The following is a 20608-nucleotide window of genomic DNA, read 5'->3' as shown; positions in this document are numbered from 1 at the left end:
CCGGCTTGTTGGCGATTCAAACGCCGCGGCCCATCAGGAACACCGCGTGATCGTTCTTCGCGAGCAAGCTTCGCTCCTACAGGGAATTGTGCGGTATTTGAACCTGTAGGAGCCGGCTTGCTGGCGATTGAGACGCCGCGGTCAGTCAGGAACACCGCGTCATCGTTCATCGCGAGCAAGCTTGCTCCTACAGGGGGCGGTGTGATGTTTTCAAGGAGTGTCTGGCTGATTGGCCGGGTGCGCTTTCATGAACGCTGGATGCGTCGCGGCCAGCGTCGCCACTCGACGAATCCGTGGATACGCCTCTAGCGAAATGTTGAAACGTTCAGCCGCGTACAGCTGCGGAATCAGGTACACATCAGCCAGCCCCGGTTCAGCGCCGAAGCAATAACCTTCATCACCAATCAACTGTTCCACCGTCGCCAGCCCTTGGCTGATCCAGTGCCCGATCCACTCGACCACCTGCGCTTCATCGTGCCCCAACTGCCGCAGCCTGTTGAGCACGCTGACGTTGTGCAGCGGATGCACGTCGCAGCCAATCACCGCCGCCACACCGCGCTCATGCGCGCGAGCGGCGAGGTCTTTGGACAGCAGTGGCACCTGTGGATAACGTTCCTCCAGGTACTCGATGATCGCCGGAGACTGGATCAGCAACTCGCCTTCGTCGGTGCGCAAGGCCGGCACCCGGCCTTGCGGATTGATCGCCAGATACGCTGGCTGGCGATGCTCACCGCCCGGCGGCGCGATCAGGTTGATCGGCAGCGCCCGGTAATCCAGGCCCTTCAACGCCAAGGCGATACGCACCCGGTAAGACGAGGTCGAACGGTAGTAGGTATAGAGTTCCATGACCCGTTCCTCTTAACGCGCCGGCAGCACTTTGCCACGGCATTCGCCGAAACCGATGGAGGCAAAACCGTCGCGGCTGCAACGGGCGCGCAGGATGATTTCGTCGCCGTCCTCAAGGAATTTACGCACTTCGCCGGAGGCCAGTTCGATCGGCTTTTTACCGCCCTCGGTGATTTCCAGCAGGCTGCCGAACTGACCGTTTTCCGGCCCCGACAAAGTGCCCGAGCCGAACAGATCGCCGGCCTGCAACTGGCAGCCGTTGACGCTGTGGTGCGCGACCATTTGCGCCACGGTCCAGTACATGTGTCGGGTGTTGCTCAGGGTCAGGCGATGGGCCGGCAGGTTCTGCTCGCGCATGCCTTCGGTCAGCAGCAGCACTTCCAGTTCGATGTCGAAGGCACCCGCGGCCTGGTCACGTTTGTCGAACAGGTAAGGCAGCGGCTGCGGATCGCCTTCCGGACGCGCCGGTTGCGCACGACGGAACGGCTCCAGCGCTTCGGCCGTCACCACCCATGGCGAGATGCTGGTAATGAAACTCTTCGACAGGAACGGCCCCAGAGGCTGGTATTCCCACGCCTGGATATCCCGCGCCGACCAGTCGTTGAGCAGGCAGAAACCGGCGATGTGATCGGCGGCGTCGCCGATGGCAATCGAGTCGCCCATGTCGTTGCCCTGGCCGATCCAGATGCCCAGTTCCAGTTCGTAGTCCAGCCGTGCACACGGGCCGAAGGTCGGTTCGGTCTGACCGGCCGGCAGGGTCTGGCCTTTCGGACGGCGAACGTCGGTGCCGGACGGGCGAATGGTCGATGCGCGGCCGTGGTAACCGATCGGCACGTACTTGTAGTTCGGCAGCAGCGGGTTGTCGGGACGGAACAGTTTGCCGACGTTTTGCGCGTGCTCGATGCCGACGTAGAAGTCGGTGTAATCGTTGATTTTCGCCGGCAGGTGCATCTCGCAGTTCGCCGCCAGCGGCAGCAGTTTTGCACCTTGGGCTTCGATCTTGCCGTGCAGGATGCTGCCTTCCTTGAACAGTTCGATCAAGCGCTCACGCAGGGCAACACGAGCCTCGCGGCCGAGTTCGAAAAACGCATTGAGCTGACCGCCACGGGTGGCTTCGACCGCCGCTTTTGCAGCACCGTCGAACAGGCCGGCGTCGAGTGCCGCTTGCAGATCAAAGATGTGTTCGCCAATCGCCACGCCACTGCGCGGCGCAGAACCCTTCACGCTGAACACGCCCAGCGGCAGGTTTTGCAACGGGAAGTCGACATGGCCGTTGGCGGAGGCAACCCAGCTACGAGTGATGGAAGTCTGAGTCATGGGTTATCTCCGGGTCGGGTCGAAAGTAGCGGGCAGCGTGGCCCAGCAGGCATCGTAATGGGGTTGCAGTTGTGGGCAGTCGAGGGCGAAGCGACTCGGGCGCAGCACCTGACTGGTCTCGAACATGAAGGCCATGGTGTTGTCGATTTTCGCTGGTGCGAGTTCTGCGTTGATTGCCTTGGTGCAGGTTTCGCCGTCCGGGCCGTGGGCGCTCATGCAACTGTGCAGCGACGCACCGCCGGGCACGAAGCCTTCGGCCTTGGCGTCGTACTCGCCCTTGATCAGGCCCATGAATTCGTTCATCAGGTTGCGGTGGAACCACGGTGGACGGAAGGTTTTTTCGGCGACCATCCAGCGTGGCGGGAAGATCACGAAGTCGAGATTGGCCAGGCCATGGACGCTGGTCGGCGAAGTCAGGACGGTGAAAATCGAAGGATCCGGATGATCGAAGCTGACCGTACCAATGGTGTTGAAACGGCGCAGGTCATATTTGTACGGCACGTTATTACCGTGCCAGGCGACCACGTTCAGCGGCGAATGATCAAGCTCGCAACCCCACAACTGGCCGAGGAATTTCTGCACCAGGGTGGTCGGCTGCTTGAGATTTTCGTAATGAGCGACCGGGGTCAGGAAGTCCCGTGGATTGGCCAGACCGTTGCTGCCAATCGGTCCGAGGTCCGGCAGGCGCAATGGCGCGCCGTGGTTTTCCGCAATGTAGCCACGCGCCTGCGGGTCGAGCAGTTCGACGCGAAATTTCAGACCGCGCGGCAGCACGGCGATTTCCAGCGGCTCGAGTTCCAGCACGCCCAGCTCGGTGGCAATGCGCAGGCGGCCCAGCTCCGGCACCAGCAGCAGTTCGCCATCCGCGTTGAAGAACACGCGCTCCATGGAGCGGTTGGCACGGTAATGGTAAATGCTGATTCCGGCCGGTTTTTCCGCCGCCGAATTGGCGGCCATGCTCACCAGCCCGTCAATGAAATCGGTGGGCTCGGTCGGGATGTCCAACGGGTTCCAGCGCAGGCGATTGGGGGTCACTTCACCCAACGGTCCGCCGGCCAGTTGCCGATCCAGTTTGACGAACGCCGGGTGATTGGCCGACGGCTGAATGCGGTACATCCAGGTCCGCCGCGCTTCGGCGCGAACCATGGTGAACGCGGTGCCGGAGAACAGCTCAGTGTAGAGGCCGTATGGGGCTTTTTGCGGGGAGTTCTGGCCGACGGGCAGTGCGCCGGGCAACGCTTCACTGCTGAACTCATTGCCGAAACCGGACTGATAAGCCAGCGCGGGCGCCGTTGAATCGAGGTTCATGGAGCCTCCTGAACAGGGAGTAGGCAATGGCCTGTCGCTCTGTTGCAGAGGTCTCGGCACGCCTGGGTTATTTTTATCGTAATTCAATTACGCATAACGTAATTTGATTGGTATTGACCGTCAAGCTATAAAGACGCCCATTCGTCCCGGGATCAGACTGCCTCCATGGAAACGCCGCGCAACAACGACAAACAGAAAGTCCGCTCGGCCGAGGTCGGCACCGACATCCTCAAGGCACTGGCCGAGTTGTCGCCATCGACTTCACTGTCGCGCCTGGCCGAGCATGTGCAGATGCCGGCAAGCAAGGTTCACCGCTATCTACAGGCGTTGATCGCCAGCGGTTTTGCCGAACAGAACACCGCCACCAACCATTACGGCCTGGGCCGCGAAGCGCTGCGCGTGGGGTTGGCCGCACTTAACAGTATGGACGTGCTGAAAGTCGCCGCCCTGCCCTTGGCCGAACTGCGCGATGAATTGAATGAAACGTGTTTTTTGGCGGTGTGGGGCAATCAGGGCGCAACCGTGGTGCATATCGAACCGGCGGTGCGCGCGGTGACCGTGGTGACGCAATTGGGCTCTGTGTTGCCGTTGCTCAGTTCATCCACGGGATTGGTGTTTGGCGCTTATCTGCCCAAGCGTGAAACGGTGGATTTGCGCGAGCAGGAAGTGCTGGCAAACAGTTCCCATACGCTGGCGGACGATCAGGCTTATGTGACCTTGTGTGAACAGATCCGCGAGCGCGGCCTGCACCATGTGCATGGATTGTTGATGCCCGGCGTCGATGCGTTGTCGGCCCCGGTGTTCAACGCGGTGGGGAATGTGGTGGCCGTCATGACCATCGTTGGCCCGGCGTCACTGTTTCACGCCGACGAAAACGGCCCGGCGGCGCAGCGATTGCTGGCTGCGACGCGGGCCGTTAGTTGGCGAATGGGATATGAGCCATCCGTTGTCACTGGTTAATTAAGCTGGCAGGCTACTGTTGCGCTTAATTGCTTCTCGGTAGGACTCAACCACAATACGACCTGCAGTATTAAGATCAATGCTGTCCAAATAGGCAACGCGATCAGCTTTATCAAAAGTCCATCGCTTTGAAAAAATACCCGCGTATTCAGTATTGAACCTGGGCAACTCATCCGCCTGCACTTGTTCCATGATAGCCCAGCTCAAACTCTCGGAGTAATCAACCACCTGCTTTCCCTCGTCGTTGATCACTACCGAGTTCAGGTAAGTTTCATCAACATTAATGGCATACCCTAAAACACCGAACGCACCAGTCAACTTTTTACTTACTTCTTCCAGCAAATTATTACTCACAAATAGCATCCTTACTAATAATGGAAGTCGGCCAAAACACATTCAAAAAATATAAACACTGATTGACGGGCCGACGCCCACTTTATAAACAACCCAACTAATTTAGTACACCCCAAAACTTGTATGTAGACGTAAACACACCGAACACTTCAAACAACAATCCCCAGAACTTTGGCTTTGGCCACAGCCTGAGTCCTCCGCTCTACACCCAACTTTCCATTGATCCGCCGCGCGTGGGTTTTAACGGTATGTAACGATATGAACAACTGATCAGCTATCTGTTGATTGGAGTTACCCAGGGCGACTAACTCAAGCACTTCTATTTCACGCTGACTCAAGCGGTTCTGGACCGAAGCCAGCGGTTCAGCAGGGTTACCCGACTCGGTACGCCCGATCGCCTCCGGCAAGCGTGGCTGGCGCAATTGCAGATCGCGCAGGGCCTGTTGAAGATTGCAGCGCTCGACCAGTGCCAAACCTTCCTGCATCGCCTCGCGAGCGGCAGGCGTGTCGCCCGTCAGCCAGGCCACTTCTGCCAGCGCCAGGTGCAATTGCGCTTGCAGCCCCGCCATTCCCCGTTGGCGCGCCCAGTGCAACTGAGCCTCGAGCTGCACCAGAGGGTTTGGCGCCTGCCCTCGATACACTTCGGTCAGCACCAGCAGGTATTCAAGGCCGGGAATCAGCTCCAGCGTCGCCGGCGGCGCCTGACGAGCATGGACGCCGTGATAGTGGCGTAGCACCCGGGTCAGGGCTTCATGGGCCAAATCCGGACGGCCCTGCTGTAGCCAGAAATGGCAGCTGTATTGCAGCAGAACACTTCGGTAGACCGTGTCTGGAATCCATCGCTGTTGCATCAATCGTTCGGCGTCACGCAGCAGGACAAAGGCCTGGGCGTAGTCCTGGCGATTGGCGGCTAATTGCGCGAGGCCGAGGAAACCGTAAAGCACGCGTTTGTCCTGGCTGCGCAGGCAGATTTGCAGGCCGCTCTCGAAGTACGCGGCCGCCTGCGTCTCTCGTCCCTGACACAGGCTCAAGCGTCCGCGCTGCAAGGCAATCCGCCCCAGCAGCGGTTGGGCCAGCGGTTGCTGCTGGACGAGCAATCCATGCATGTTGGCCAGCAGGGTTTCAGCCCGGCCGGACGCACCACGCTGCTCGAGCAATTGCGCATGATCGAGTTCCAGCAGCCCCTCGAACACCAGCGAACCTTGCGCTCGCGCCAGGCACAACGCCTCACGGTTGGTCGCCTGCGCCACGTCGAGCTCGCCCCTGAGCAAGGCTTGCTGGGTCAGCGCTGACAGGCACATCAGCCGAGCCGTCCAGAGCGAGGGGTCGAGTTCGTCGAGTGCCTCAAGCAAATGCGCGCGCGAAGGCTCCATGCGCCCCTGCAAATGCAGGAGCCAACCCTGCATCGCCTGCCAACGCGCCATCAGCTGCCGTTGATGCAACGCCGACGGCTGAGGGGCGAAGCGTGACAAATGCCCGATGCACTCACCCGCCTGCTCGAACCGCCCGGCAAACAGCAACGCCGCGGTGATCAACCCCACCAGTTGCGGCGAGCCAAGCATCAGCTCGTCGCCTTTGTGTTCATGCAGACGCAACAACAGCACCACGGTCTGCTCTTCGAACAGGTGCTCGAAACTGAAATGCTGCAACAGGCTGACCGCGACCTCGAACTCTTCGGCCAACAAGGCTTGTTCAAACGCAGCTTTCCAGTCCAGTTCGGCGGCGAACCACTGACAAGCGCGGCGATGCCAGGAACGTCCCGCCGGCCACTGCTCTTCGCGCATCAATTGCGTGAGGGGGGTGAAAATCTGCAGCCAGTCGGTCGAGTCCTGCCAGGGCTCGATGAAGCAGCCCAACGCCTGCAACGTGCTCAGGCATTGGGCGCCCTCGCCTGCACCGAACAGGTGGTCACATAACCGCGCATTGAATCGCTGCAAGTGGGCCAGCACCCGCCAGGCTTCTGCCAGCTCCGGGGTCAGCATGCCGAACAATTCGTGTTCGAGGTAATCGTGCAGGGTGTCCGGCCGACCGTGCAGCGACTCGTTGCGCGACCAGTCGCATTTTTGCAGCAGCGCTATCCGCACACCTGCGCACCAGCCACCGCTGAGTTCGATGATCCTGCCGGCTCGTTTCGCCGCTTGCTCCGGCTCCAGGTGATGCAGCAGTCGGGCAATTTCCGTTTGAGTGAAGGCCAGCGTGGCGCGCTCGCAGTCGTACAGCTCATCGGCGAGCAACAAGCGTGGCCAATTGCATTGCGGGCGGCGGCGACCACTGAGCCACCAGGTAATCATCGGGCTGCTGATGGCCAGCAACCGGTCGAGCAGCAGGTCCAGCTCCGGGTTGGGCGTGCGGCAATAGTCATCGAGGCACAGCCAGGTCGGCGTCTGCCATTGAGCCAGCGATGACAGCAATGCGGATTCGTCCGCCGCGACCAATCCCAACGCGTGGGCCAGCCGCTGCCGAAAATCGGCAGCCTCCATCGGCGCCCCCGCCAACGGCAACCAACAGACCCGGCACTGCTCGGGCGCCTGCAACAGGCATTCGATCAGCAGCGCACTCTTGCCACTGCCAGCCGGCGCACAGAGCAATTTCACGCGTGCGGTCGAGGCCATCAACGGCTCGATCAGCCGCTCTCGAGACTGGTGATGGGACGACAAACGGGGCAGAAGTCCAGGACGGTCCAGACACGGGGTCATGGCGGTCATAGTGGTGCGCCTTTTTATAATTGTGGCGCCACCCTAGCCCTCTCTACACGGCTTGTTGAAGAAGTATTCAACACACTTATCGACACCTATAAAAAAGGTGACCGCGAAGTCACCTTTTTCTGTAGAGCCCGTAGGAATGATTACCTCACCCCTGTACTCCGCAGCGCTGCTGGCGTGTAGTCACCTGCTTTGGCATCGATGCCGAATTCGAAGCTGCGCTTCTCCTCGTTCTTCATCCCCAGTGCGATGTAGCGACCGGCGATCAAGTCGTACAGCGCTTCAACGGTATAGGCCGGAACCTGGTGATCGTAGTAGAACTGGGCATGACCTTCGGCCACACGCCAAAGCTGACCGCGACCGTCATAGTGATCGGCCAGTGCCACCTGCCAGCTGTCTTCGTCGATGTACATGTGCCGCTTGGCGTACACGTGCCGTTCGTTGGGCTTGACCGTGGCGACCACCTCCCAGACCCGGTGCAACTCGTAGCGTGTGAGGTCCTGATTGATATGCCCGGCCTTGATCACATCGGTGTACTTGAGGTTGGGCGAGTCGAGCTTGTAGCTGTTGTAAGGGATGTACATTTCCTTCTTGCCGATCAGCTTCCAGTCATAGCGATCCGGTGCGCCGGAAAACATGTCGAAGTTGTCGGTGGTGCGCAACCCGTCGGACGAGGTGCCGACGCCGTCATAGGCCACCTGCGGCGCACGCCGCACGCGACGCTGACCGGCGTTGTAGATCCAGGCCTTGCGCGGTTCCTTGACCTGGTCGAGGGTCTCGTGAACCAGCAACACGTTGCCGGCCAACCGCGCCGGCGCCGTGACTTCCTGCTTGAAGTAGCTGAGCACGTTGTCGTCGCTGCCGGGTTTCAAGTCCCCCAGCAGCGAGGGCACGGCGACTTCATCCTTGAAGCGGATCACCGTGAAGTCACCATTGGACTGCGGCGTGGCCTGGGTGATGGTGCGACGCAAATTGCCGCCGTGATAACGGGTGACGTGGTTCCAGATCACCTCAACGCCGTTCTTCGGAATCGGAAACGCGTAGTAGCGATTGCCGGTGAAATTGGCCAGGCCATTGCCGTCGTTGATCGGCGTTACATTCAGCGCGCTGCGCTTGGCCGACTCGTAGATGTCCGCTGGCAAGGCCACTGTACGGTGGGTCGGATAGACCGGGATCTTGTAGGTCTCCGGGTAGCGTTTGAACATCGCGATCTGGCCGTCGGAGAGCTTGTCCTTGTACTTGTCGACGGTTGCCGCCGTGATGGTAAACAGCGGTTTTTCATTGGCGAACGGGTCGGCAAGGAACCCTTTGCTGTCCACCGCGCCGGCGTTTTTCGGGATGCCGCCGGTCCAGGCCGGAATCGAGCCATCGGCATTACCCGCCTTCTCGGCGCCCAACGGCGTCAGGCTGGTGCCGAGTTTATTGGCTTCTTCCGGCGACACCGCGGCCATTACATCGACGGCCAACAGGCTCAGGGCCAGAACGCTGCATTGCAGAATCATTTTGCGCATTGAAATCATCCTTCTCAGCCAGATCAGAAGTTCACGCCAAAGCTCAGCGCCAGGAAGTCGCGATCTTCCAGGGTGTTGTAGTCACCGCCGAAGAAATCGGTGTAACTCAAGCTCGCGGTATAGGTGTTGCGATAGTCCGCATCGACGCCGACGCTGATGGCCTTGGCGCCTTCGTTGAACAGCCCGTTGGGGCCGTAACCGGCGACGTCATGGGACCACGACAGGTTGGGTTTGAAATTGATTCCGGCGATGACGTTGTTGTAATCAAGGATCGCGCGGGCGCGGTAGCCCCAGGACGTCGAGGTGACGAAACCGTCGGTATCACCGCGGAAACCGTACTGTCCGTAGACCGAGTCGCGGCCGTAACGCAGCTTGCTTTTGTCTTCCAGCCCGCCGACGTGAACAACGGCCGCCTCACCCACCAGGGTCAAACGGTCCGCGCCGGCGATCTGATCGATGAAGTGCGTCAGGGTGCTCTGGATCTGCGTCACTTCCTTGCGGCGATAGCCTTTGTTGTCCGCGCCTGGCCGGGTGGCGATTGGTGAAGCAGCGCCGCCGGCAATCGGGTTGAGCAAGGCCAGTGTCAGGTCGGTGCTGTTGACCTGCACCGGTGCGTTGGGGCGATAGCTGATCTCGCCGGTCCATGCGGTGCCGGTCGGCAAGGTGGTGGAGAAACTCGCGCCGTAGAGGCGGATGTCTTCCGGGTATTCGAGGTAGTACTGACCGCGACCGAGCATTACGCTCTGGGCCAGTGCCGAACCAGTGCCGGGCGCAACGGCATTGGCGGTAGAAACGATGGCCGGTATCCGTGCCAGCGTCCCCGCCCCGGCAGTGGTGGTGCCGACATTCGGGGTGCGGCTGTGGTAGTTCATGAAGTACAGGCCGTACTCGGTGTCATCACCCAACCAGCGCAACGCCGTGCCCCATTGCCCGGAGTCGCGGGCGTCGCGGTCGCCGCCACGGGGCACAATCACCCCTTCCTTGCCGACCTGGAAGCCTTGGCCGAATGCGGCAGCAATCGGTTGCAACGGTGCAATCGCCGGGCTGGCGACCGTGTATCCCGTGTTGCAGCCATCTGCCGCCACGTCCCCGCCGAAGAAGGTGCCGCAGTTGTCGAGAACGGTCTGGTCCCACTCCAGTTGATAGAAACCTTCCACGGTAAGTTTGTCGGTCAGGCCCTGAGAGGCGAACAGCATGTTCACCGGAATCAGGCCTTCCTTGATTTCCGCGCCAGGACGACGGAACGCTGAAACGTCGACCGGGTTGATGCTGTTGATCGAGTTGCCGATGAAGGTACTTTCGCCCCAACTGACCACCTGTTTACCCGCGCGCAAGGTGCCCGGCAGATCGGCGATGGAGTAGTTGTGATAGACGAACGCATCGAGGATCTGCGCGCCGGCAGACTTGGAACCCTCCTTGCGATTGTGATCGCTGATCGGCTTGAACTCGCGGTCTTCGTCCTTCAGTTCGAAGTCGTACCAATACTTGCCACGGACGAACACGCCGGTGTCGCCGTACTTCAGTTCGAGGTCGTGAATGCCCTTGAAGATCTTGGAGTAGGTTTCGCCCTTCTTGAAGTTCAGACGCCCGTCGTCACCGGTCGACGCCTGGCCGGTCCCGCCGTTGACGATGCCCACCAGCGATTTATCGGCATCGCGCATGCCCCAACTCGCGCCGACGGACAGCGAGGAGTCGAATGTCCCCTCGATTTCGCCAATGTTGAATGAAACGGCCTGCGCCTGGGCACAGCAACCCAAGGCAACCGCAGCGGCCAGCGCCTGCGGTGTGAAGATGGCGCGCATTGTTGTTTTTGTCATGCGTCTTCCCCGGTGAGTGACAGAAGGCCACACCCTACTGCCGCAGGTCGGGAGCGATAAGCGCACCAAGGAGGTATTCGTTGTGTCGCTCTAAAGGATGAATGGCCTTGCGGCGCGGGGAGTTGCGCGAGGTATGGATGAAGTGGATGGAGGTTCATCAGCCGGATGCATGAGCGCGAGACTGTTGCCCAGGCTGCAATACTGCATGTCTGGAATCGCTATTTTTCCTTTGGACTCAAGCGCTTATTCTTGTCGGGCTTTCACGGCAAACGGCCTGACAGCACACAGCGATGGCCTGCGGTCAGTCCGCGCCATTGGCGACAGATTTCAGATGTGTCGAGGGTTTCGACTCATCGCCCCGTGTTCACTGACGTTGATTTGTAGCTCCTTGATCCAACGTCTTACTTTGGCCGCTGCGTTTGCAGCGGCCTTTTTTATGGGCGATGGTTTTGCGCGGAGGCAGGACTCAGGCGAGCCCTGCGCGAGGCGAAGGAATCAGAGGGAATACTTCTGCAAATTGCCCATCATTTCCTTCAGCGCCTCGATGTTGTCCTTTGGATGCGCTGCGCCTTCGAAGTTGCAGATCTGCTGCCAGTGCGCCGCCACATCTTCCGGTGAAAACCCGACCCGTGGATCGAACCCGGCGCCGAGGCTGCGCTCCCAACGCACCTTGCCCATCCAGCCGCCACCGACCTCAAACAGCCCCGAGGTTTCCTGGCAGTTTTCGCTGGCGAGGTACACCACCAGCGGGCTGACCAGTTCCGGCTTGAGTTGTTCGAACACTTGCGGCGGGATCAGGCCTTCGGTCATGCGGGTGCCGCCGGTTGGGGCGATGGCGTTGACCAGGATGTTGTTTTTGCGGCCTTCGATGGCCAGGGTGCGGGTCAGGCCGTAGAGGCCGAGCTTGGCCATGCCGTAGTTGGACTGGCCGAAGTTGCCGTAGATGCCCGAGGTGGATGCGGTGAAGATCACGCGACCATAATTTTGCTCGCGCATGTGCGGCCAGGCGGCGCGGGTGACTTTGTAGGCGCCTTCGACGTGGACGCGATAGACCAGGTCCCAATCGGCATCGTCCATTTTGTGGAAAGTCTTGTCCCGCAGGATCCCGGCGTTGTTGACCACTACGTCGACCCGGCCGAAAACGTCGAGGGCGTTCTGGACGATTTTGTCGCCGTCGGTGACGGAGTCATGGTTGGCCTCGGCAGTGCCGCCGGCCTCACGGATTTCCGCGACTACGCGGTCTGCTGCCGAAGCGTTTGCACCTTCACCTTGCGCCGAGCCACCGAGATCGTTGACCAGCACCCTGGCGCCCTGTTTCGCGAACAACAGCGCATGAGCGCGGCCCAGGCCACCACCGGCTCCGGTGATGATCACGACTTTATCTTCGAAGCGCACAGGCTCATTCATTAGGGGGACTCCAGCAGGCCGAGGGACAATAAGTCCGAGTCTCAGGCAAGGCGCTGCCGGTCACAATGAACACGGGGTAGGCTGAATGGTGCTCGATAAGGCGGGGGGATGATGAGCGCGTGGACCGAGTCTCGGCCCATCGCCAGCAAGCCGGCTCCTACAGGACCGGGGTGCCCCAAACTCATTAAACACCACAAAAACACTGTAGGAGCCGGCTTGTCGGCGATGGCAATCCGACAGGCACCACAAGCCTCGAGGACGCATTCGCCGGCAAGGATTGGGGTGAACACCACCTCACCAAACACCACAAAACCTGTAGGAGCCGGCTTGCTGGCGATGGCAATCCGACAAGCACCACAACCCTCAAGGACGCATTAGCCGGCAAGGTTGCGGTGATGCCTACGAACAGGCCACTTTCAGCGGCGTTGAAATCAGCCGGTCGCGAAACGCCAGATAATGCTTGAGCACCTGAGCCGGTGCTTCGGTTTGCGGGTAATGGCCGATGCCGGGCAGCAGGACCGTGTCCGGGTTCGGGATCAGCTCCCGATAGCGCTCGACCATGTGCCCGCCCGAGATCGGATCGACCTCGCCATCGATCACCCGCAACGGCACTTCGCCGCGCTGCATGGCACTCACCCAACGCTCGCGCTGAACCCGACGTTCGGGGATGTAGGCAATCAGCTTGTGCATGATCCGTGGCCCGTGATTGCTGTCGATCAGGCTCCAGAAATCATCCATCTCACTCTCGGTAGGACGGCTCTGCGGTCCGAAGATATGGCGAAAACTCTTCACCAGCGCATCACGGGAAAACGCGCGGCCGATCATCCAGCCCAACGGGCTGAGCAACAGTTTTTGCATCAGCACCGGGCGATGGGTTTCAGGAAACAGCCCCCCATTGAGGAACACGCAACTGGCGAGGTGAATGCGTGCCTCGTAATGCCGGGCCAACAGTTCCTGAGCCACGCTGTCGCCATAATCGTGGGCAAGCACGTGCACCGGTTGCTCGACGTTCAAATGTTCCAGCAACGCCTGTTGCAGATCGGCCTGCTCCAAGAGGCTGTATTCATGATCCACCGGTTTGGCTGAATCGCCGAAACCGAGCATGTCGCAGGCAATCACCCGATAACGCTGGGCCAGCGGCTGCCACAGGTAGTGCCAGTCCCAACTGGCGGTCGGGAAGCCATGAATGAGCAACAGCGGCTCACCCTGCCCCGCCGTCCAGTAACGTACCGTCTGATCACGAAAGTCGAACGTCTGGCTGCGCTTGCGCCAGACACACAGGGGGATCTCGGCGAGAGGCATCAGAGTTTATATCCCGCGTCTTGTTTATCGAGTTTGCGCAGCAGCGCCGGCCAGGCCAGTGCGCCGCCCATCCCTTGTGCACTTTTGGTGACGCCGGCGATCATCGCCTTGGCGCCCGCCAGAATCTGCGGTTCGATGGCGATGAGTTCCGCGCCACCGTTCTGTGCCAGCACCTGGATCTCGCAGGCGCGCTGAAAGGTGAACATCATCAGGAACGTGTCGGCGATGGTGCCGCCGCAGGTCAGCAACCCATGGTTGTGCAGCATCAGGAAATTGTTTTCACCGAGGTCGGCTTGCAGCCGTGCCTTCTCTTCGTGGTTCAGCGCAACGCCTTCATAGGCGTGATACGCCAGGCTCGACAGAACAAACAGCGACTGTTGGCTGATCGGCAAAACGCCTTGCTTCTGCGCCGACACCGCAACGCCGGCCGCCGTGTGCGTGTGCAATACACAGACGACATCGTGCCGCACTTCGTGCACGGCGCTGTGGATGGTGTAGCCCGCCGGGTTGATCTCGTAAGGGCTGTCCATCAGCTTGTTGCCGGCCTGATCGACTTTGACCAGGCTCGAAGCGGTAATTTCGTGGAACATCAACCCGAACGGGTTGATCAGGAAATCTTCAGTGCCTGGCACCTTGGCGGAGATGTGCGTGAAGATCAGATCATCCCAGCCATGCAGGGCGACCAGACGATAACAGGCGGCCAGATCGACGCGGGTCTGCCACTCGGCGGCACTGACCTGGTCTTTGACACTGTGGGGCGATTGGACGGGGGCTACGCTCACGACAAGGAACTCCTGTTCTTATTGTTTTGCTCACGTTTAGCAGTCTAGTCAGCCCCCGGGGTTCATGTAGTTGCATTGGCAGCCAGCTTGATGACCTAGCGAGTCACTGCGCCAGACAGCTTGGATCCATGTCAAAGTACCGCCGCCAACAAGGGGGCAGCGAACCGATTCCGCAGCCCCGAATCGGCACAATCCTGGCTTGCCTTGCTTCGCGAATGGCCAGTCAGCCCTGCAGAGCGGTGACGAGTTCCGCCAGCCAGGGTTCGGCATCGGTTTCCGGGGTGACGCTTTCGCTGGCATCCAGGCGCAGCATCGGCAGCACTTCGCGGATGCCCAGTTCGCCGAACAGCTCGCGCATCAGCTCACCGCCGCCACAGAACGTATCGCCGTAGCTCGCATCGCCCAGGCCGATCACCGCGCCCGGCAAACCACGCCAGGCGGCCGGCAATTGATCGCGAATGGCGAAATACAACGGTTGCAGGTTGTCCGGCAGTTCGCCCATGCCCGTGGTCGAAGTCACTGCCAGAAAGGCTTGCGGGCCAAACGCCTGTACATCGGCAAGGCTGGCGCGCGGGTTGTGAAAGGTTTCGAAGCCCGCGGTTTTCAAAATATTCGCAGCGTGGCGAGCGACTTCTTCAGCCGTGCCGTACACCGAGCCCGAAAAGATGGCGACTTTCATCAATCTGATCCTGAAGCTGAGTAAAAAGATGAGGGATATTAACAGCCACAGCAAAAAAGCTGCGATTAGCTCTCATTAAGCATTGAAGGCCGCTAGAGTTCTTTTAGAATGCTGCGCTCAATCAATCTGGAAAGGATTCTCCGATGATCAACGCACAACTGCTGCAAATGGTGATTGACGCGTCCAACGACGGCATCGTGATTGCCGAAAAAGAAGGTGAACACGACAACATCCTGATTTACGTCAACCCGGCGTTCGAACGGTTGACCGGTTACACCAGCGAAGAAATCCTCTACCAGGATTGCCGCTTTCTGCAATCAGGTGACCGCGACCAGGAAGCGCTGCCCTTGATTCGCAATGCGTTGAGCAGTGGCGGCTCCTGCCGGGAAATCCTGCGCAACTACCGCAAGGACGGCACGCCCTTCTGGAATGAGCTGTCGCTTTCTACGGTGAAAAACCCGAGTGACGGTCAGACGTATTTTGTCGGCGTGCAAAAGGACGTCACCGTGCAGGTCAAGGCGCAGCAGCGGGTAGCGCAGCTTGAAGCGCAAGTGGCAGAGCTTCAGGCCGAGCTCGCCGCGCTCAAACCGACGAACGGCGCAAACAAAACCGAGAATTGATTGTCATTAACTACAATCACCGATGACTTTGTTACTTTTCCTTTCGAGCCCATCATGCAGCGCGACGCACTCCTGACCCAGGATGAGCTGGATTTTATCCAGACCATGCAACACAACCCGCAACTCAATGTGCGGGATGCGACGTCGAGTCTGCTTGTAAATGGTGGTTCGCAAATCCGTGACTTGCTCACGCGCCTTGCTGCTCATGAGCAAGTCACGATCCAGGCCAACTTCGAAAATCAGCAAATGACCTTCCCGCTGCACCTGGTGGAAGACGAATTTCACGCGCTGCATTTACGTCTCGGCGTACCCAGCATTTATGAAGACGGACCGTTGGTCCGGCCATGGCGCCTGCTCCTCGAAGAACCGGTCGCCCTGGAAAATGCCGCCGGCCATCCCGGCACGATGTGGGTGCATGAAGTGTCGTTCAAAGGGGTTTTGCTGGAAGTTCGCAACAAGACCAAACCGCCCAAGCATTTCGCGTTGTGGTTCAGCCCGTCAGGCTACGAACGTATCGCGTTGCGCGGCACCTTCGAGAGAGAAACCGAGAACGGCTTCTTTGCCTATCAGTTGAGTCAGAGCGACAAGGATGAAACCGAGCGCCTTCGCCAGTACATCCTTCAGCAGCATCGACTGACCCACCCGACCCTGCATCTGTGATTCAGGTATCCAGGTTGCCTGCCAGGAACTGTTTCAGGCGCTGACGCATCACCACTCCTTCGTTACCCAGGCAGCCGATGGACGATCCGTCCAGGCTCTCCTGCGACAGTTCCGACGCGTCACCGGCCAGCATCAACTGGCAATCCAGGCTCATCGCCAGACGATTCAAACGTCGCGGCAAATCACTGGTCGGCGCGTGATTGGAAAACAGCACCAACGCCTGGGGCTTGACCCTTTCGCAGACCAGCGCCAGTTCATCAAAGGGCTGACCAACCGCCAGCAATTGAATGGCCGAATCGACACTGCTCAAAAACAACGCCGTGACCAACAGTTCGAGTTCACGACATTGATCGTTCAGGGGACAGACAATCACGCGCCGTGGCTGCATGACGCGCACCAGCAGCAGCCGCTGTAACACCCGGGAACGCAAAAAACCGTCCAGGAATAGCCACTCGCTGGCCTGGCCGAACACTTCCTGACGTTGCAGAAATTGCTTCCAGAGTGGCATCAGAATGTCCTGAAACGCCACGGTCAGGGGGTAACTGGAAAAGATCTGCCCATAGACCTGCTCCAGTTGCACCTCATCGAACACGCTCACCGCCGCTTTGACTTGTTCCTGCCACTGCGCGTAGTCAGCCTGCACCAGTTCGTTGGGAATGATGTGCGACAACGCTTGAAGCGGGGCAGTCTTGGCCAGTATCTTGCCGACCTTGCTGACGGCGACGCCACGTTCGATCCAGCCCAGGATGCTGCGGACCCGCTCGATATCGGTCATTGCGTACAAGCGATGCCCGCTTTCGGTGCGCATTGGCTGAATCAGACCATAACGTCGCTCCCACGCCCGCAAGGTGACCGGATTGACGCCCGTCAGCCGTGATACTTCACGGATCGGAAACAGTTCTTCCTTTTCTATGGAAAGAGCACGCGGCAAACCAGCGACATCTTCAGTCAAGACAGGCATAGGGCAATCAACGTCCGCGCATAAATTGGATCCCATTCTACCTCTCTTGTCCCATCACCATTCAATACATTGATGAACGACGATTGTCGCTGCCATAACCTGTAGAATCCGGACTAATCCTTGCTTGTTCCGAGACGCAGCCCATCACCCCGGCGCTGCGCCTGGCGAAACTCCTATCCGGAGTAACGCAATTGTCATACGGAGATACATAATGTCTACCTCCCCCGTCACGCTGATGGTTGCGCGCCGCGTCGCCGATGGGCGTTATCAGGACCTGATGACCTGGTTGCGCGAAGGCGAACAACTGGCCACCGACTTCCAGGGTTATCTCGGCTCAGGCGTGCTCGCCCCGCCGCCCGACGATGACGAATTCCAGATCATTTTCCGCTTCGCCAACGCGCAGACCATGCACGCCTGGGAGCATTCGGCCTCGCGTACCGCCTGGCTCGCGCGCGGCAGCGACTTGTTTGCACATAAGACGGAACATCGCGTGAGCGGCATCGAAGGCTGGTTCGGTGCTGCCGGCGCACGTCCGCCTCGCTGGAAACAGGCCGTGGCAATCTGGTTGGCGTTCTTCCCGGTGTCGTTGTTGTTCAACTTCGTACTGGGGCCGTTGCTCGGCGAAATGAGCCTGCTGCCTCGGGTGTTCATCAGCACACTGTGTCTGACGCCGTTGATGGTCTACCTCTTTATTCCGCTGTCGACCCGTTTGTTGGCAGGTTGGCTGAACAGCGCGCCGACACGCCGATTACCTGTTGAACCCTCCCCTCAAAACCGATGAGACCTATGTAGGAGCGAGCCTGCTCGCGATGGACGCCCAAGCGCCGCGGGGTATCAGGCCCCCAGTGTTATCGTTCACGACCATCGCGAGCAGGCTCGCTCCTACAGGTCATAGGTGAACGTCGCGTTGCGCTGGTATAGTTTTGTTCTCACCGCGACGCGAGCCGTTCATGACCTCTTCATCCGCCCCGATCCTCATCACCGGTGCCGGCCAGCGTGTCGGCCTGCACTGCGCGCAGCGATTGCTCGAAGACGGCCATGCACTGATCTTCAGCTATCGCACTGAACGCCCCGGCGTACAGGCATTGCGCGATCTGGGGGCGACGGCAATCCTCGCCGACTTTTCCAGCGAGGGCGGGATTCTCGCCTTCATCAGCGAACTGAAAACCCACACCGACTGCCTGCGGGCGATCATTCACAACGCATCCGAATGGCTGGCCGAAACGCCGGACACCGACGCCGCAGCGTTTACCCGCATGTTCAGCGTGCATATGCTGGCGCCCTACCTGATCAACCTGCACTGTGCCGACTTGTTGCAACGCTCGACCCCGGCGGACATCGTGCACATCAGCGATGACGTCACGCGCAAGGGCAGCAGCAAGCACATCGGCTACTGCGCCAGCAAAGCCGGGCTCGACAGCCTGACCCTGTCCTTCGCGGCGAAGTACGCGCCTGACATCAAGGTCAACGGCATCGCGCCCGCCCTGCTACTGTTCAACCCTGACGACGACGCGGCGTACCGCGCCAAGGCTCTGGCCAAATCCGCATTGGGTATCGAACCCGGTAGCGACGTGATCTACCAAAGCCTGCGTTATTTGCTCGACAACCCTTATGTCACCGGCACGACCCTGACCGTCAACGGCGGGCGGCACCTCAAGTAAGTTGCCCCGCGAGGATATTTCATGACGTTATCCCGGCCCCAGAACGCCCTGTCCCAGAACTACCGCGAGATCCTCATCGGTCTCGGTGAAAATCCCGACCGCGAAGGCCTGCTCGATACGCCGGCGCGTGCAGCCAAAGCCATGCAGTACCTGTGTCATGGTTATGAGCAATGTGTCGAAGAAATCGTCAACGGCGCGTTGTTCGCTTCCGACAACGATGAAATGATCATTGTCGACAACATCGAGCTGTACTCACTCTGTGAACATCACCTGCTGCCCTTCATCGGCAAGGCGCATGTGGCTTATATTCCAACGGGTAAAGTGCTGGGCCTGTCGAAGATTGCGCGGCTGGTGGACATGTTTGCCCGTCGCCTGCAGATCCAGGAAAACCTCACCCGGCAAATCGCCGACGCGGTGCAACAAGTGACCGGTGCCGCCGGTGTCGCGGTGGTCATCGAGGCACAGCACATGTGCATGATGATGCGCGGCGTCGAGAAACAGAATTCGACCATGAACACCTCGGTGATGCTCGGCGCCTTCCGCGAGTCGAGCAACACCCGTCAGGAGTTCCTGCAATTGATTGGACGGAGCAAGTAGCAATGCCACAACTTCAACCAGGAATGGCACGCATACGGGTCAAGGACCTGTGCCTGCGGACGTTCATCGGGATCAACGAGGATGAAATCCTCAACAAGCAGGACGTGCTGATCAACCTGACGATCCTGTATGCAGCCCAGGAAGCGGTGCGTGACAACGACATCGATCACGCGTTGAATTACCGGACCATCACCAAAGCGATCATCGCTCACGTGGAAGGCAATCGCTTTGCCCTGCTCGAACGCCTGACCCAGGAAATTCTCGATCTGGTCATGGCCAATGAGTCGGTGCTGTACGCCGAGGTCGAAGTCGACAAGCCCCACGCCCTGCGTTTCGCCGAGTCGGTGTCGATCACCCTGGCCGCGAGCCGCTGACCGCGTCTGGCGCATTGCTCGCCAGACTTTTATTATCTCGCGCACGACTGAGTAACACAGAGCCCATCATGACTGACCAACAACGCCTCGAACTTGAAGCCGCCGCCTTCCGCCGGCTGGTCGCGCACCTGGACAGCCGCAAGGATGTGCAGAACATCGACCTGATGAACCTCTCGGGTTTCTGCCGCAACTGCCTGTCCAAATGGTACAAGGCCGCGGCTGACGAACGTCAGATCGAGGTCAGCCTCGACGACGCCCGTGAAGTCGTCTACGGCATGCCGTACGCCGAGTGGAAAGCCCAATATCAGCAAGAAGCCAGCGCCGAGCAACAAGCAGCGTTCGCCAAAGGAAAACCCAATGAGTGATTTGAACACCCTGCGCGCCAGCCTCAAGAGCGGCGAACACGTTTTTGCCGACACCCTGGCCTTCATCGCCGCCGGTTATGACTACCAGCCACAGGCGTTCAACAACGGTGGCGTGGAAAACGCCGCCGGGCAAAACGAAGGTTCGTGCAAGACCCTGGGCCTGGCGCTGCTGGAAGGGTTGAGCGATGAAGAAGCGCTGTTGGCATTCGGCGAGCATTACCGCTCCGTCGTGGCCACCCCCGAAGGCAGCGATCACGGCAACATCCGCGCGTTGATTGCCCATGGCCTGGCCGGTGTGAAGTTCACCCAGCAACCCCTGACCCGCCGCTGATTTCTGACTGCCCCCCCTGTAGGAGCCGGCTTGCCGGCGATGGGTCCCTCGAGT

21 protein-coding genes are annotated in these 20608 nt (G+C 59.7%); 9 read left to right on the top strand and 12 right to left on the bottom strand.

The window, feature by feature from the left end; genetic code table 11:
• Positions 1 to 210: 210 nt before the first annotated feature.
• From maiA to hmgA, 3 genes are read right to left on the bottom strand one after another with little or no spacing between them, the layout of a single operon-like run.
• Positions 211 to 846 carry a maleylacetoacetate isomerase gene (maiA, locus tag KGA97_RS08775; protein WP_223480596.1) on the bottom strand — a complete coding sequence of 212 codons (636 nt, stop codon included), beginning with the start codon at positions 844 to 846 and terminating at the stop codon, positions 211 to 213.
• 12 nt (positions 847 to 858) lie between these two features.
• Positions 859 to 2163, bottom strand: a complete 1305-nt coding sequence (fahA, locus tag KGA97_RS08770) for a fumarylacetoacetase (protein WP_223480595.1) — start codon at positions 2161 to 2163, stop codon at positions 859 to 861.
• A gap of 3 nt (positions 2164 to 2166) precedes the next feature.
• Positions 2167 to 3471: a homogentisate 1,2-dioxygenase gene (gene hmgA / locus KGA97_RS08765; RefSeq protein WP_207285258.1), complete on the bottom strand. Its 1305-nt coding sequence runs from the start codon at positions 3469 to 3471 to the stop codon at positions 2167 to 2169.
• A 165-nt stretch (positions 3472 to 3636) separates the two neighbouring features.
• Between hmgA and KGA97_RS08760 the strand changes: the two genes are divergently transcribed.
• Positions 3637 to 4431 (top strand): IclR family transcriptional regulator, encoded by a 795-nt coding sequence (locus tag KGA97_RS08760; protein WP_008037322.1) that lies wholly within the window; start codon positions 3637 to 3639, stop codon positions 4429 to 4431.
• Here KGA97_RS08760 and KGA97_RS08755 read toward each other — a convergent pair whose 3' ends face one another.
• The 8 genes from KGA97_RS08755 to KGA97_RS08720 form a co-directional block, all read right to left on the bottom strand.
• Positions 4432 to 4794: a hypothetical protein gene (locus KGA97_RS08755; RefSeq protein WP_223480594.1), complete on the bottom strand. Its 363-nt coding sequence runs from the start codon at positions 4792 to 4794 to the stop codon at positions 4432 to 4434.
• 140 nt (positions 4795 to 4934) lie between these two features.
• Complete coding sequence (locus tag KGA97_RS08750; protein ID WP_223480593.1) at positions 4935 to 7490, bottom strand: LuxR C-terminal-related transcriptional regulator; 2556 nt, start codon at positions 7488 to 7490, stop codon at positions 4935 to 4937.
• 140 nt (positions 7491 to 7630) lie between these two features.
• Entirely contained in the window at positions 7631 to 8998 is a 1368-nt protein-coding gene (locus KGA97_RS08745; protein WP_008037325.1) for a DUF1329 domain-containing protein, read from the bottom strand.
• A gap of 23 nt (positions 8999 to 9021) precedes the next feature.
• Positions 9022 to 10815: a DUF1302 domain-containing protein gene (locus KGA97_RS08740; RefSeq protein WP_223480592.1), complete on the bottom strand. Its 1794-nt coding sequence runs from the start codon at positions 10813 to 10815 to the stop codon at positions 9022 to 9024.
• Between the two features lie 495 nt (positions 10816 to 11310).
• A complete protein-coding gene (locus KGA97_RS08735) occupies positions 11311 to 12222 on the bottom strand; it encodes an SDR family oxidoreductase (protein WP_223480591.1) in 912 nt (303 codons plus the stop codon).
• A 399-nt stretch (positions 12223 to 12621) separates the two neighbouring features.
• Positions 12622 to 13524 (bottom strand): alpha/beta fold hydrolase, encoded by a 903-nt coding sequence (locus KGA97_RS08730; protein WP_223434777.1) that lies wholly within the window; start codon positions 13522 to 13524, stop codon positions 12622 to 12624.
• The gene (locus KGA97_RS08725; RefSeq protein WP_008026984.1) at positions 13524 to 14306 is read right to left on the bottom strand and encodes a class II aldolase/adducin family protein; all 783 of its coding nucleotides are present in this window, start codon (positions 14304 to 14306) and stop codon (positions 13524 to 13526) included. Before KGA97_RS08725 ends, KGA97_RS08730 begins: the two co-directional genes overlap by 1 nt.
• A 223-nt stretch (positions 14307 to 14529) precedes the next feature.
• A complete protein-coding gene (locus KGA97_RS08720; RefSeq protein WP_008037332.1) occupies positions 14530 to 14985 on the bottom strand; it encodes a flavodoxin in 456 nt (151 codons plus the stop codon).
• Between the two features lie 143 nt (positions 14986 to 15128).
• On the opposite strand from KGA97_RS08720, the gene KGA97_RS08715 reads away from it, so the two are divergent.
• Entirely contained in the window at positions 15129 to 15605 is a 477-nt protein-coding gene (locus KGA97_RS08715; RefSeq protein WP_008037334.1) for a PAS domain-containing protein, read from the top strand.
• Positions 15606 to 15659: 54 nt separating this feature from the next.
• Positions 15660 to 16265 carry a hypothetical protein gene (locus KGA97_RS08710; RefSeq protein WP_192227748.1) on the top strand — a complete coding sequence of 202 codons (606 nt, stop codon included), beginning with the start codon at positions 15660 to 15662 and terminating at the stop codon, positions 16263 to 16265.
• Between the two features lies 1 nt (position 16266).
• Here KGA97_RS08710 and KGA97_RS08705 read toward each other — a convergent pair whose 3' ends face one another.
• Positions 16267 to 17226, bottom strand: coding sequence for a MerR family transcriptional regulator (locus KGA97_RS08705; protein ID WP_223434778.1), 960 nt, complete (start codon positions 17224 to 17226; stop codon positions 16267 to 16269).
• A 211-nt stretch (positions 17227 to 17437) separates the two neighbouring features.
• Here KGA97_RS08705 and KGA97_RS08700 point away from each other — a divergent pair, with 211 nt between their 5' ends.
• The 6 genes from KGA97_RS08700 (at position 17438) to KGA97_RS08675 (ending at position 20554) form a co-directional block, all read left to right on the top strand.
• Positions 17438 to 18007, top strand: a complete 570-nt coding sequence (locus tag KGA97_RS08700; protein ID WP_223480590.1) for an antibiotic biosynthesis monooxygenase — start codon at positions 17438 to 17440, stop codon at positions 18005 to 18007.
• A gap of 169 nt (positions 18008 to 18176) precedes the next feature.
• Positions 18177 to 18887 carry a dihydromonapterin reductase gene (gene folM / locus KGA97_RS08695; RefSeq protein WP_008037344.1) on the top strand — a complete coding sequence of 237 codons (711 nt, stop codon included), beginning with the start codon at positions 18177 to 18179 and terminating at the stop codon, positions 18885 to 18887.
• Between the two features lie 21 nt (positions 18888 to 18908).
• On the top strand, positions 18909 to 19484 hold the full coding sequence (gene folE, locus KGA97_RS08690; RefSeq protein WP_008026971.1) for a GTP cyclohydrolase I FolE: 576 nt from the start codon (positions 18909 to 18911) through the stop codon (positions 19482 to 19484).
• 2 nt (positions 19485 to 19486) lie between these two features.
• Positions 19487 to 19858, top strand: a complete 372-nt coding sequence (gene folX, locus KGA97_RS08685) for a dihydroneopterin triphosphate 2'-epimerase (protein WP_008026970.1) — start codon at positions 19487 to 19489, stop codon at positions 19856 to 19858.
• 68 nt (positions 19859 to 19926) lie between these two features.
• Positions 19927 to 20223 carry a DUF1244 domain-containing protein gene (locus KGA97_RS08680; protein WP_008026968.1) on the top strand — a complete coding sequence of 99 codons (297 nt, stop codon included), beginning with the start codon at positions 19927 to 19929 and terminating at the stop codon, positions 20221 to 20223.
• Positions 20216 to 20554 (top strand): HopJ type III effector protein, encoded by a 339-nt coding sequence (locus KGA97_RS08675; RefSeq protein ID WP_008037347.1) that lies wholly within the window; start codon positions 20216 to 20218, stop codon positions 20552 to 20554. The genes KGA97_RS08680 and KGA97_RS08675 overlap by 8 nt, the downstream gene beginning before the upstream one ends.
• Positions 20555 to 20608: the final 54 nt, after the last annotated feature.

It is taken from the genome of Pseudomonas sp. BF-B-15, from assembly GCF_019946675.1.
GTDB classification, from domain to species: Bacteria; Pseudomonadota; Gammaproteobacteria; order Pseudomonadales; family Pseudomonadaceae; genus Aquipseudomonas; species Aquipseudomonas migulae.
This window is presented reverse-complemented; position numbering and strand designations above follow the sequence as displayed.